Here is a 15,106-nt window from a genome sequence, read left to right on the forward strand (position 1 = left end):
TCAAATTCCGGGTAAGATTACCAGTCAAGCTAAGTTGGAAAAGCTAGCGGTTGATACCTGTTGTTGCTTGGTGGTGATATTGAGGTTAGTAAGAAAGAGAATAGTAAGGACGATAGTAAGATTAGCACCGATCAAGGTGGGAATATTCTGTTAGCGGGATTGGGCGCACCAGGAGAAGTCGCCTTGACTCAAGAGGGTGACAAGCTAGGTTTGGATTTTCCCGATGGCGTCAAGAAAGCGGATGTTTTAATTAAGAATAGCGCTATAGAAACTTTCGTAGCCAAAGATAGCGATGTTGATGGTGGTGACATTGAAATTATTGCTGATTCTCTGGAAGTAGAAACCTCTGAAAATGAGAAAGACCGAGGAATTTTTACCAAAAGTGAGAGGAATGGTAAGAAAAGCGGTGATATTAGTATCAGTGCTGATGACTCAGTATTGATTAAGTCTAGTGCTAAGAAAGAGCGTCAGGGAATTTTTACGATAACCGATAAAAAAGGTGGAGAAGGCGGAAAAATTACTATCGACGCTGGCTCCCTGACAGTGACAGTAGAGAACGACAATAAAAAACAGGTAAAAAAAGAACAGGGAATCTTCACCATAAATAAGGCAGATGGTCATAAAAGTGGTGATATTAGTATCACCGCTGATGAGTTAGTATCGATTAAGTCTACTGTTGAAAAAGAGCAGCACGGAATCTTTACGATCACCGAAAAAAAAGGTGGAGAAGGCGGAAAAATTACCATCGATGCTGGCTCTTTGGAAGTAGAGACCGCTCGAAAAGAGCAGGGAATCTTCACCATAACTAAGGCAAGTCAAAAAGGGGGTGATATTATCATCACCGCTGATGAATCAGTTTCCATTATTAATTCTAATAAAGGAAGTCAGCATGGAATTTTTACCTTAACTGATTACAAGAAAGATAACCAAAAAGATGACCCAGATGGTCAACCAGGAGGAAGTATTCAAATTACTGCTAGCTCGCTAACGGTGGACTCTGAAAAAGAAGAGCCGGGGATTTCCGCAAGAACAGGGGGAGATAGTGATAGCGGCAGCATTACCATTGATGTGAGTGGCAATGTAGAACTTAAAAATAAAGGTACCATTCAAACCGAACAACGTAAAGAAAAAAAACAGGGTGGCCCAGGGGATGTGACCTTAAATGTTGATGGCGATGTTACTCTCTATGATGAAAGCCGACTTCAGATCGAAAATGAAGGGGATGGATCCGGGGGAAAAATTACCATCTTAGCTGGGGGAGCAGTTAAGGTTATATACAACAGTAAAATCGAGAGTACTGCTAAAAAAAGAGATCGTAAAATTAGACAAGCCTCATCGGAACCAAGGAGCGGTGGTATTTTAATCGAAGCTGCTTCCCTGGTTATTGATGCTCGCAAAGACCCCAACGATCCTAAATCGGAAAGAGGTCAGAAAGGTGAAATTAAGGCTAAGACTGAAGACTCACCTATCCCTGACGGTAACCCGATAGACATCCGTGTGGGGTCACTGACCATGATTGGATCTGGAGAAGATAAAAATAGTTCTTCTAGTGGTATAACTGCTAATACATCAGGTGATGGCAAGGGAGGCAGGATCACAATCATAGTTGAGGGAGACTTCATCATGAAAGATCGAGCCAAAATTGAAGCATCAGCCACCGGTAGTGATGATACAGGCAATGGTGGGGATATAATCATTGAAGCTGCTTCAGTTTCCTTGAGCGGTAGAAGCTTTATCAGAACTGATGCTAAAAATCAAACTAAGGGAAATCCTGGCAATATCACCATAACCGCTAAGGATAAGATTGAAATTAACAAAAGCGACATCAGAAGTGACATAGATTTTAATACTGGAAACCCAGAGCGCGCCAAAGAAAACTCAGGAACCTTTGGTAACATTACCATTACAGCTCGCTCTCTATCCCTCAAAGATGGAGGGATACTGGAAACTTCCACTAAGGGCAACATTCCAGCAGGTAATATTAAAGTCAATGCCACCGATTTGGTGGAAATTTCTGGGATTCGGACTGTAAATAACCCCAGTGGCATATTAACCGAAAGTGAACTAGGTGCCCAGGCTATTGGAGACAATAAGCCTAAGGGAGGAACGATTGAGGTCACGACGGATGGTAAATTAACCGTATCAAATGGAGCATTCATCAGCGCTCGCAGCATTGGTGAATTTACAGGCGGTGAAATCACCATCAATGCTAAAGAAGTAGAGGTCACCCAAGGGGGAGAAATTATTTCTACTGCCACCAATAGTAGTCTGATCGAAGTGGTAGGTGTCACCGAAGAGGGAAAAATTGAGACTAAACCCTTAGATGGCGATAATAATAATGGTGGTGAGCCTGGTAATGCTGGCAAGATTACAATTAACGCTTCAGAGCAAGTTATTGTTAGTGGTAGTGATCCAAAATCCTCAAAATCTACTGTTGCTCAGATCAAAGATAGACTGAAACGACAAAAGAAAGATCTCGATGGCAAAGATAAAAGCCTGGAAGAAAAACTTAAAAAAGAAAATAAAAAACTACTTAATAAGCAGAATGAACTAAAAAAAACCAAGGATAAACTCAAGGATAAACTTTCAGAAAAAGATTTCAAAAATATTCAAAAAGATATAAAAGAACTAGAAAAAGATATAGAAGATAAAAAACAAGATATAAAAGAAATAAAAGACAAAACAAAACGAGAAAAACGCGAAATCAAACTCAAAGCTTCCAATGATATCCTTGCTATCCAAGATGATATCCCTGAAAGTAGGATTTCAGTTGGAGCCACCAGAGGTAGCGATGCTGGAGACTTGACAATAGAAACCAAAAACCTAACTGTCGAAGATGGAGGACGAATATCAGTAAGCGCTGTGCCATTAGATCAGGATGGTTTTCCAGAGAGCAAAGTGAAAGAGAGTGATCGAGGACTAGCTGGCAAACTGATCATTGAAGCTGATTCTCTTACCCTAGACAACGGCCAACTTGTAGCTGCTACTGGAAAATCAACCAATCAACCAACCAACAGCGGAGACGCAGCAAATATCGATATCAATGTATCAGGATTGACAACACTTGATAACAATAGCCTAATCTTGGCTGATGCTACAGGGGATGGAGTCACAGGTGGGAATATCACTATTGATGGTGGATTACTGATCCTATACCCCTCGGACGGTGAAACAGGTAACGATATCTTTGCTAATGCTGAAGAAGGCCAAGGTGGAAACATCACAATCACCCTCCAAGGCTTATTCGGAAACTTCAGGTTACAGGAAGGTCAAACTCGATTTAATGATATCTCTGCTATTAGTTTTACAGGGGGTTCGTCTTTCGATGGGTCTGTGCAGATAAATTCTGCAGTTAATCCTACCCAGGATCCTGAGATCTTACCAACATCAATAGTTGACCCCTCAGCATTAATTGTTGCTAACTGTCCCAGGAGTGGAAAAGTAGCGGTAGATGAACTGGGTGAATTCATTGTTACTGGACGAGGTGGCTTACCCCCAAGTCCCCTAGACCCAATTAATCAACGGTCTGTACTGGTAGATTGGATTACCCTTGATACTGAAGAAGAGACCATCAAAGAAGCTAACTCTACTCCTACTCCTGAAGTTAGTTACTTACCCATGAGAGGGAAACGCCGTGTTGCCTCTACTCCTACTCCTGCTCGTCCCAAGAAGAAAATAGTGGAAGCTCAGGGTTGGACAGTGGGCGAAGATGGTACAATTACCTTGACCGCTGAACCGAATACTGGTACCCCTAAGAGTAATTGGTATAGTCCTAGGTCTTGTGGTAGCAAGGGTTGAGCGAGATGTTGGAAATTGCAGCAATTTTGAGCAGTTATAGTGGTCATGGATAACTATAACGCTAGCTTAATAGCTTCTAGCCTGGTTGATTCACTATCGAAAATTTCAACAATTTTAAAAATGCTCCTATGCTCGTGATCAAGCGCTTTGGAAAAGCATGCCCTATAGCCTTAGTTAATGTTAATTAACAAAACTTTACATAACTAGCTGCATATCAATAGCTACCACCTCTAAGGGGTGCATGTCAGTTTTGTTAATCCCTGATTCAGATCCCCCATTATCCCCCTTAATAAGGGGGACTTTTCAATCTAATTCCCCCCTTTTTTAAGGGGGGTTAGGGGGGATCTATGTACCTAATTACAAATTTGACATGCTCCCCCTCTAAGTTGATAATGGTTGAGATTATTCTTTCTACAAAAAATAATCTCAGCCATTATCAATCAAACTGATTAGCTGGCAGTAGGTTAATTAAAACTAGGTTAATCGATAACAATAAATTGATTAACATTAAGTGCAGTCAACTACCCTTTTCCAAGATCAGGAGCAGAACGAATTCCATGGCATTAGATGTGTTGAAACGGTATTACAGTCAGTTAGGTTTAGGGCTATGTTTAGCTATTAGTGGAGCGTGGGTATTTATAGCTAACCAAGCTCATGCTCAGATTACTCCTGATACTACGTTGCTCCCGGGAGAAAGGTCTTTGCTAGACCTGGGCTCTGGTCAGGTAAATGGGAAAATTGTTGATCTCATTAAAGGAGGAGCAATCCGGGATATCAATTTGTTCCACAGTTTCCTAGAGTTTAATGTCTCAGAAGGGCAAAGAGTTTATTTTGCTAATCCAGCTGGGATTGAAAATATTCTTTCTCGGGTAACTGGTGCTAATCCCTCTAATATTCTTGGCACCTTGGGTGTCAATGGTGGCGCGAATTTGTTCTTGATTAATCCCAAGGGAATTTTGTTTGGTAATAATGCCAAGCTGGATGTATCGGGTTCGTTTGTGGGCACCACTGCTGATGGAATTGGGTTTGGCAATCGAGGAGTGTTTAGTGCTTCTAATCCAGAGCCCCCATCGCCATTACTGACGGTTAATCCTAATGTATTCTTCTTTAATCAAATTCCGGGTAAGATTACCAGTCAAGCAAAGTTGGAAAAGCTAGCGGTTGATAACCTTTTGTTGCTTGGTGGTGATATTGAAGTTAGTAAGAAAGAGAATAGTAAGGACGATAGTAAGATTAGCACCGATCAAGGTGGGAATATTCTGTTAGCAGGATTGGGCGCATCAGGACAAGTCGCATTAACTCAAGAAGGTGACAAGCTGGGTTTGGATTTTCCCGATGGCGTCAAGAAAGGGAATGTTGTTATTAAGGATAGCGCTATAAAAACTTTGGTGCCAGAAGATGGAAATGTTGATGGTGGTGACATTAGGATTATTGCTGATTCTTTGGAAGTAGAAAACTCGGAAAATAATAGAGACCGGGGAATTTTTACTAAAACTGAGAATAATGGCAGCAAAAGTGGTGATATTATAATAACAGCTGATCAATCAGTATTGGTTCGCTCTACTTCTACTAGAAGCAGAGATAATGGTATCTTTACCATGACCAATAAAGAAGGTGGAGAAGGCGGAAAAATTACTATCGATACTGGCTCGTTGACAGTAGATACTGCTCGAAGAGAGCAGGGAATCTTCACCACAACTAAGGGAAATGGTCAGAAAGGGGGTGATATTATCATCACCGCTGATGACTTAGTTTCGATTATTGCTTCTAATAGCGGAAATCAGCATGGAATCTTTACCTTAACAACTGATGCAAACAAAGGTGAACTAAAAGGTGGACCAGGGGGAAGTATTCAAATTACTGCTGGCTCCCTGGTAATCGAATCTAGGAGACAAAACCCAGGAATTTCCGCAATAACAGGGGGAGATGGTGATAGTGGCAGCATTGCCATTGATGTGACTGGTGATGTACTCCTGAAAAAGCAAGGTACTATTAAAACAGAACAACGTAATTCCAAAACAAAGGGCAGTGTCGGTAATATTTCATTAAAGGTCAATGGCAATGTTACCCTCGCTGATAACAGCAGAATTAAGAGCGAAAATAGCGGTAAGGGAACTGGGGGAAAAGTTACGATATTGGCTGGGGGAGCAGTTGAGGTTAAATACGGTAGCAAAATTGAAAATATCACTAAAAAAGACGCTGAAGGAAATAACAACGGCGTTTTCATCGAAGCTGATTCCCTATTGCTTGATTCTCGCAAAGATCCCAGCAATCCTGAATCGGAAAGAGGTTTAGTCCAAATTACGGCTAGAACTGACTCAGAAGCTGGAGGTGACGGCGGTTCGATAGACATTCATGTCGGGTCACTGACAATGATTGGAGCATCAGGGAGAGGTGGTTCTGATGGTATAACTGCTAATACAAAAGGAGATGGAAACGCGGGCAAGATCACAATCATAGTTGAAAGAGACTTCATTATGACAGACCGAGCCCAAATTGAAGCACAATCCCAAAAGGGATCTACAGGTGATGCTAACGACATAATCATTGAAACTGGTTCACTTTTATTAAGCAAGAGAAGTACTATCACTGCTGATCTTAGGACGGACAGTAAGGGAAATCCTGGAAATATCTCGATAACGGCTAAGGATAAGATTGAGCTTAACAACAGCGACATCCGAACTACCATAGGGCGTAACGCGGGAAACCCAGAAAGAGCGAAAAACACCCCAGGAGGCGTTGGCAACATTACCATTACAGCTCGCTCTCTATCCCTTAAAGATTCAGGGAAATTAGAAGCTTTTACTCAGGGAAAACTCCCAGCCGGTAATATTACAGTCAATGCCACCGATTTTGTGGAAATTTCTGGTAAAAACCAAAGTCGCATAGTCACTGAAACTAGAGCAGGAGCTGAGGGTAAAGGAGGGCGTATTGACATCACAACACCAAGCTTGCGTCTATCAGATGATGCAGTTTTGAATGCTAAAAGTGAAAGTGACTTTGACGGTGGTGATATCGAAATTGATGCCAATGACGTGCAACTAACCGATGGTGCTGAAATTCTTGCTACTTCTGAAACAAGCGACGGTGGAAACATAACTTTAGATTCAGACACCTTGACCGTAAACAACAGTCAGATTTCTGCTTCTACTGAAACAGGTACAGCCGGAAATGTGGACGTCAACGCTAAAGATTCAGTGTTGTTAACTGGAAATCTACCAGATAAGTCTAAATCTCCCGCAGGAATATTCGCTCAAGCAACTAAAGGTGGTACTGCTAGAAATGTGACGATAGAAACAGACGAGCTAACTGTCGAGAACGGAGCACGAATAGCAGTAAGCGCTGTACCATTAGATCAGGATGGTTTTCCAGAAACTGGTTTGCCTCAGAGCGAGCGAGGAGTAGCTGGCAAACTGACCATTGAGGCTGATTCTCTCACCCTAGACAACGGCAAAATTGTAGCTGCTACTGGAAAATCAACCAACAACGAAGAAGCAGCAACTATCGAAATCAATGTACCAGGACTGATCATACTCGATAACAACAGCCTAATCTTGGCTGATGCTACAGGTGATGGAGTCGATGGTGGAAATATCAACATTTCTGGTGGAGTATTAGTAGCGCTACCTCTAAATAATAAAGACAAAGGTAGCGATATATTTGCTAATTCAGAAAAAGGCGATGGTGGAGAAATTGACATCACTCTCCAGGGCTTATTCAATATAAACGTAATCAACGATTCCAGTGCATTTTTTGACTCATCTGGAAATCTAGACCGATCCTTAGTTTTCAATAATAATAGTAGTGAAATAGCAGCCCTTAGCTTTAGTGGTGGTCAATCTGGGACTGTGACCAGGGATGTTACCAACTCAGCCCAGGATCCTGAAAACCTACCAACATCACTAGTTGACCCTTCATCATTAATTGTTGCTAACTGTCCCAGGAGTGGAAAAGTAGCAGTAGATGAACTCGGTGAATTCATTGTTACTGGACGGGGTGGCTTACCTCCTAGTCCCCTAGACCCAATTAATCAACGGTCTGTACTGGTAGATTGGATTACCCTTGATACTGAGGAAGAGACCATCAAAGAAGCTAACTCTACTCCTACTCCTGAAGTTAGTTACTTACCAATGAGAGGGAAACGCCATGTTGCCTCTTCTCCTACTCCTGCTCGTCCCAAGAAGAAAATAGTGGAAGCTCAGGGTTGGACTGTTGGCGAAGATGGTACAATTACTTTGACAGCTGAACCGAATACTGGTACCCCTAAGAGTAATTGGTATAATCCTAGGTCTTGTGGTAGCAAGGGTTGAGCTAGATGTTGGAAATTGCAGCAATTTTCAGCAATTAGGATACTGATAGATAAGTATAGCGCTAGTTTAAGTCACTATCGGAAATTTCAACAATTTTGGAGAGTAGTAAGTAGGGTGGGCAAGGTTTTGCCCACCCTACTCATGGATTCTGTGCGTAAGTCCTGCCTGATCAACCTAATTAACATAAAAATTAACATAAAAATTGGCACCTATAGGTGTATAATGCTACGCTATTATTTTCAGCAGTAATAACAGCTTTAAGTTACTGATTAGCTGTTGCTAGATTAATGAATAACTAGTCCAAACCTCCCCAGGTTTAGGATAAATCCTTGCTATGGAATTAGATGTCTTGAAACGCTATAACACTCAGTTTGGTTTAGCGCTATGCTTAGCCATTAGTGGAGCGTGGGCATTTCCCATCAACCAAGCTCATGCTCAGATTACTCCTGATACTACTTTACCGACAGCGGAAAGGTCTTTGTTTGACCAAAGCTCGGGTCAGGTAAATGGAGAAATTGTTGATTTAATTAAAGGAGGAGCAATCCGAGATATCAACTTGTTCCATAGCTTTTTAGAATTTAATGTCTCAGATGGGCAAAGAGTTTATTTTGCTAATCCAGCTGGGATTCAAAATATTCTGTCTCGGGTAACTGGTGCTAATCCCTCTAATATTCTTGGCACCTTGGGTGTGGATGGTGGAGCGAATTTGTTCTTGATTAATCCCAACGGTATTTTGTTTGGTAATAATGCCAAGCTGGATGTATCTGGTTCGTTTGTAGGAACAACTGCTGATGGGATTGGGTTTGGGGATCAAGGAGTGTTTAGTGCCTCTAATCCAGAACCTCCGTCGCCATTGCTGACCGTTAATCCTAATGTGTTCTTCTTTAATCAAATTCCCGGTAATATTAACACTAGTCAAGCCAAGTTAGAGAATCTAGCAGTTAATAACCTATTGTTAATCGGTGGTGATATTGAGATTATCGAAGATAGTAATATATCCACCAATCAAGGAGGCAATATTCTGTTAGCGGGATTGGGCGCACCGGGAGAAGTAGCATTAACTAGAGATGGTGACAAGCTGGGTTTAGAGTTTCCCAATGGCGTTAAGAAAGGGAATGTTGTCATCAAGAATAGCGCTATAAAAACTTTAGTGCCAGAAGATGGCAATATTGATGGTGGTGACATTAGGATTATCGCTAATTCAATAGAAGTAGAAACCTCCAACAACGATCAGGGGATTATTACGATAACTGATAAGAATGGTAATAAAAGTGGTGATATAATAATAACAGCTGATAACTCATTATCGATTAATTCTACTCCTGAGCAAGACCGTCAGGGAATCTTTACGATCACAGAGGAAGAAGGCGGAGAAGCAGGTCAAATTACTATCGATGCTGGCTCGTTGACACTAAACAATTCTCAAATAGGTCAGGGAATCTCCACTATCAATGATGTAAGTGATCAGAATGGAGGTGTGATTTCTATAACAACTGATTCACTTGTGATTATTGATCCTATTCAGGGAAGTCAGGATGGAGGCTTGACCTTAACTGATGACGGAACAGGTGAACCAGGAGGAAGTATAATAACAAACGTAGATGCTGTTGGCGGAAACATTACCATCCGTACGACTAACATTGTAGTATCGGAAAACCAAGGTACTATTCAAACAGACCAAGCTAATCAGGGACAAGATAGCCGTGATGGGGATGTATCATTGGATGCTAATGGTAATGTCAATCTCGCCGATAATACCAGACTTGATATCGAAGCTGAAATGGATCAGGATATCTCCTCCGACAATGAAAACATTAACGATATCTTTGCCAATACTGAAACAGGCAAAGATGAAAATATCGCTATCACCCTGCAAGGCTTATTGAGAAATTTCAGGTTACAGGAAGGTCGGACTCCATTTAATGATATTTATGCTATTAGTTTTACGGATAATTCGTCTTTATCTGGGTTGTTGGAGATCAATGGCACCCTTAATTCTACTCAGGATCCTGGCAACTTACCAATATCACTAGTTAACCCCTCACAATTAATTGTTGCTAACTGTCCCAGCAGTGGAAAAGTAGCCCTAACTGAACCAAACAGGATCGAAAAAGTTGCTTCTACTCCTACCTCTGAAGTCAGTTACTTACCGATGAAAGGAAAACGGCGCAGTGTCGAGACTCCTACTGCTTCTCGTCCCAAGAAAATAGTGGAAGCTCAAGGTTGGACTGTTGGGGAAGATGGTACAATTATCCTGACGGCGGAATCCTGTCACTATCGAGAATTTCAGCAATTTCTGAAATAGTGCGTTCGCGTAGCGGCTCGTAGCGAGCATCGCTTTTAGCGTGGCCTACGGCCAATCGCGTAGCGTGAGCGAAGATAACGCTACGCGAGTCACGCAAAGCTTCCGCGCTTATGCGATCGCTTTTAGCGTGGCCTACGGCCAATCGCGTGGCGGCTCGTACCAAGCATCGCGCCCTGTTGAGCAACAAAGCATGCTCAGGCCAAACCCTACTCCTCACTCCCCTCAGGTTCTTCATCCATAGGTTCAGGCAAATTAAAAATAATCACAAATTCCCCATCAGGCATCAGGCGTTTAAGCACCTGCAAATGCCCTTCAGCATCAGACCGGTTCCGGTACCGACCAACAACTACCCGTTGCATCCTTGGCAATAGGCGGATTATCGCCCACGGGTATAGGCGTTCGCTGTAAGTCATACTTTAGGTATCTCCTTAACTGGGAGTCTAGAACCAGCCTTTGGCCTTCGCAAAACTTCAGGCTGGTTCTTAACGCTTTCGCGTCTTATAATTCTATTATAACATAAAAAATTTATATTATAACATATTTTGCAAATTTTTGTAACAAAGTCTTGAGGCAATCGGGTAAAAAAATAGCGCTAGATAAACTCAGCTAAAGTATAGCGCTATTAATTATTAATAACTTAATAAACCCAAACACCCCATTAATTCACAAAAAGTAGCGCTAGATAATTTATGAATTTTTGTTAAAAATCAACACAGTTTAGGAAATATGTGTTTTCTTTAATAGAAAAGCGCGATAGTAAAAGGTTAAACTCAAACAGCAAAAATGCTTCACTCGGAGTAGCGGAGGCAAAACTTATCCCTATATAAACTAATAGATCTACACATCTATTACGTTAGTTGTCAATTTATTCCCTTACCCTTGACTACTGTTGGTTTTATTTGCCACTCTATCACCAGGAAAGCTAATCATAGTTATTACCTACTAAAAACATTTGCGATTTCGGAAGTAATGTTTAGATTTGTTGCAGTAGTCAGGAGTTCATCTTTGTTAACCTTAGGTGCATTAGCAGTTGTCAGTAGCCTAATCTTGAAACCTTTAGAAGCTGAAGCTGCTGTTAATGACCAGAGTCTAGTCTTCGTAAAGGATTCATTACCACAGGAGCCAGTGCTAATTCCAGAGAACTTGAACAAAGGGGATAATCAGGTTTTAGGGAGCGACACTGTAACAAATCTCAACACCATGGGTATTAACCAGCTCCTCAGTCCTCCAGCTCCACCAAAAATTAGTCAAGCCCTACCTCCAAACCTACCTCCGGGTATAGAGCTACCAGAGGAGCGGCTGCCGGATAGACCCCCCTCTCTGGAACGAGCACCAGAACCCCAACCTCCCCAGAAACTTCCTCCTGTAGACGAACTGCTTGACCCATCTGCTCCTAGCCCTGGTCTACCGGATGAAATTCTGGAGGACATTCCAAAACAAATTTTCATTAAACGGTTTAATATTATTGGCTCAACGGTATTCAGCCAGGAAAAATTAGCGGAAATTACCGAACCTTTCCTCAATCAACCAATCTCCTTCCCAACATTATTTAAAATCAGGTCTGAGATTACCAAGTTATATGATGATGAAGGATACGTTAACTCTGGAGCCTATATCCCACCTCAGCAACTTGAAGATGGAATAGTTAGCATTGAGATTATCGAAGGGGAATTAGAAGATATTATTGTCAAGGGTCTGAGTCGGCTTAATCCTAATTACATCAAAAGCCGTCTTGCGATCGCTACCAAGAAGCCTCTGAATGTAAGACGCTTACTAGAAGGCTTACAAATGCTGCGACTCGACCCTCTAATTGCCAACATCTCAGCTGAACTGTCGGCGGGGGTGGAGCCTGGGGAGAGTTTGCTAGAAGTAACAGTAACTGAAGCCAAGACCTTCAGCACCCAAATAACACTAGATAATGGACGCTCTCCCAGTGTAGGAAGCTTTCGGCGTCGTCCCCAAATTCGAGAAGGCAATTTACTGGGATTGGGAGATGCCTTAGAATTCAACTACACCAACACTGATGGTAGTGATACCTTTGATGTTAGCTATACCTTACCGATTAATCCCCGCAATGGTACCTTGCGCTTAGCCTATGGGACAACATCTAGTGAAGTAATTGAGCCTCCTTTTGATGATATAGATATTGATTCAGAATCACGCTTTTATGAAATAACCCTGCGCCAGCCTGTATTCCAAACCCCTACCGAAGAAGTAGCTATTGGTATCACCGGCTCACGCCAGGAAAGTGAAACATCTATATTAGATACGCCCTTTCCTTTATCAGCAGGAGCTGATGATGAAGGGCGTACGCGGATTAATGCCATCCGGTTATTCCAAGAGTGGACTAAGCGCAGTGAACAACAAGTTTTAGCAGCTCGTTCCCAGTTAAGTATCGGGATTAGTTCAGGAGATACTACTCTTAATAGGGGTGGACCCGATAGCAATTTCTTCGCTTGGCGTGGTCAAGGGCAGTGGGTAAGGCTACTAGCACCAAACACTATATTATTAATCCGAGGGGATGTGCAACTAGCAGACCGAAGCTTGGTACCATTAGAACAGATAGGGATTGGCGGTTTAGAGAGTGTACGGGGCTATCGCCAGGATTTGATTCTATCGGACAATGGCGCATTTATTTCTGCGGAGCTGCGTCTGCCAATTATTCAGAATGATAGCGGAACTCTGGTGCAGTTGACTCCTTTTCTTGATTTTGGTACTGGCTGGAATATAGACGATGAAAATGATATTGATGATAACACGATCGCATCCCTTGGTCTCGGTTTGCGATGGCAGCAAGGAAATTTCCTAGAGGCTAATGTCGGCTGGGGCTTGCAGTTAGTGGATGTTGAAACTAGAGATAGAACGTTACAGGAAGATGGATTCTACTTTTCGGTGATTTTTAGACCATTTTGAACAATGAAATGAAAATTAACAATTAAAAATTAACAATTAAAAACTGCTATAAATATAGCGCTTATCATCATAGTTATGAGATGCAGTAATTGGAAAAAAAGACAATGGTCAAAAAAAGGATATGTTATGGGAGTCTAGCTAGAGCAAATCGAAAATATTTAGGGTTGAGGATAAGGAGGTGGATAAGTTTGCCTCTGATCGCTCTGTTAACAGCATTATTGTGCAATTTAGTGCCTCCAGTTTTAGCGAAAGTCCCACCGAAGGTTGAAGGGGATATTGCTCTTAAACCTGATAACGTTCAACCTGATAATGTTCAACCTGATAACCTTAAACTTTCCACGTTACTTGCACAGGGGCAAGGTCTCTACGATTCAGGTAGATTTGCCGAAGCAGTAAATGTTTTAGAACAAGCTCTTGAGGGTAATCAAACTCAGGGAGATCAGCTCTCAGAAGCGATGGTGTTGAGTAATCTCTCGTTGGCTTATCAGCAACTGGGATTATGGACTCAAGCTAAGAATGCGATCGCTAATAGTGAAAAAATATTGCGCTCTATAAAACCGAGTGATAAGTCTACAGCATACTTACAAGTGCTGGCGCAATCCCTAATGATAAAAGGGAGTATTGAGCTTGGTTCATCAGAATCAAAAGCAGCAATGGAAAGTTGGGAGCAAGCTGCGCTAACTTATGGTGAATTAGGGGATGAAGCTGGTCAGATTCGCAGTCAGATTAATATAGCCCAAGCCCTACAAGACTTAGGGATGTATAAGCGGGCTTTGAATCTACTCAATCAGGTCGAGGAATCGTTAATTGCTCAACCTGACTCTTTGAATAAAGCGGTATTGTTGCGATCGCTTGGGAATATGCGTCAATTAGTAGGACAGCTGAGCCAATCCCGGGAAACCTTAGAAAAAAGCTTACAGATTTCCCGAAGCTTATCATCGTCTCAAGAGATTAGCGCTACACTATTTAGTTTAGGGAATACAGCCCGAGCTCAGTTTAGCTCAGGGTATACAGGGCAGGATCAGCTTAGCTCAGGGGATACAGTGCGGGCTCAGCTTAGCTCAGGTGATACAGCGCAGACTCAGCAACAATTAGACGAAGCTATTGACTACTATCAACAAGCATTTGACTACTATCAACAAGCATTCGATGAGTCATTAGATCCAATCACTAAGGTTGAAGCCCAATTAAATCAACTTAGCTTATTGATTGATACTAAAAGGATAAAGCAAGCACAATCACTAATCCCTAAAATCCCGCCCCAACTGGAATCCTTACCTCTGAGCCGCCGCAGTATCTATCTGAGGATTAATTTTGCTAAAAGCCTAATGAAGGATGAAGTTAGAAGTATCAAGGATGAAGGATATGTTCAGACTTTAGCCAAAAGACTTCAGCCTTCGGTTAAGATTGCGGTTGCTCCTTCTTATGAAATTGCTAAAATCCTAGCTACTGCGGCACAACAGGCTAAAACCTTGGGAGATAAGCGAGCTGAAGCTTATGCTATTGGTACTCTAGGTGAACTGTATGAGCATAATCAGCAATTGTCAGAGTCTCAAGACCTGACTCAACAAGCCTTAAAGTTAGCTCAGGAAATCAATGCTCCGGATATTAGCTATCGCTGGCAATGGCAACTGGGACGTATTTCGGCAGGGCTTGGAAAAGAGGAAAATGCGATCGCAGCTTACACCGAAGCAGTTAATACTCTCAAGTCTATACGTAGTGACCTAGTAGCTGTTAACCAACAGGTAAGGTTTACCTTTCGAGAGAGTGTCAGCCAGTT

At 42.0% G+C, this 15,106-nt stretch carries 7 protein-coding genes; 5 read left to right on the forward strand and 2 right to left on the reverse strand.

The genetic code is table 11. From position 1 onward, the window contains the following. Positions 1-63: 63 nt before the first annotated feature. From F6K52_RS18945 to F6K52_RS18955, 3 genes are all read left to right on the forward strand, one after another. Entirely contained in the window at positions 64-3,798 is a 3,735-nt protein-coding gene (locus tag F6K52_RS18945; protein ID WP_293080870.1) for an S-layer family protein, read from the forward strand. Between the two features lie 557 nt (positions 3,799-4,355). Further along, positions 4,356-8,108, forward strand: a complete 3,753-nt coding sequence (locus F6K52_RS18950) for a filamentous hemagglutinin N-terminal domain-containing protein (protein ID WP_293080873.1) — start codon at positions 4,356-4,358, stop codon at positions 8,106-8,108. 334 nt (positions 8,109-8,442) lie between these two features. Then, positions 8,443-10,413, forward strand: a complete 1,971-nt coding sequence (locus F6K52_RS18955) for a filamentous hemagglutinin N-terminal domain-containing protein (RefSeq protein WP_293080875.1) — start codon at positions 8,443-8,445, stop codon at positions 10,411-10,413. Here the strand turns inward: F6K52_RS18955 and F6K52_RS18960 are convergent. Continuing rightward, positions 10,358-10,630: a hypothetical protein gene (locus tag F6K52_RS18960; RefSeq protein WP_293080878.1), complete on the reverse strand. Its 273-nt coding sequence runs from the start codon at positions 10,628-10,630 to the stop codon at positions 10,358-10,360. The two genes, F6K52_RS18955 and F6K52_RS18960, sit on opposite strands and share 56 nt — an antisense overlap. After that, positions 10,620-10,826 carry a hypothetical protein gene (locus F6K52_RS18965; RefSeq protein ID WP_293080881.1) on the reverse strand — a complete coding sequence of 69 codons (207 nt, stop codon included), beginning with the start codon at positions 10,824-10,826 and terminating at the stop codon, positions 10,620-10,622. The genes F6K52_RS18960 and F6K52_RS18965 overlap by 11 nt, the downstream gene beginning before the upstream one ends. A 556-nt stretch (positions 10,827-11,382) precedes the next feature. Between F6K52_RS18965 and F6K52_RS18970 the strand changes: the two genes are divergently transcribed. Both F6K52_RS18970 and F6K52_RS18975 read left to right on the forward strand, forming a co-directional pair. After that, positions 11,383-13,326: a ShlB/FhaC/HecB family hemolysin secretion/activation protein gene (locus F6K52_RS18970; RefSeq protein ID WP_293080884.1), complete on the forward strand. Its 1,944-nt coding sequence runs from the start codon at positions 11,383-11,385 to the stop codon at positions 13,324-13,326. Between the two features lie 188 nt (positions 13,327-13,514). Next, positions 13,515-15,106: tetratricopeptide repeat protein (locus tag F6K52_RS18975; protein ID WP_293080887.1), on the forward strand; the 1,592-nt coding region annotated here is incomplete at its 3' end.

The organism is Moorena sp. SIO3H5 (assembly GCF_010692395.1).
Lineage (GTDB): Bacteria > Cyanobacteriota > Cyanobacteriia > Cyanobacteriales > Coleofasciculaceae > Moorena.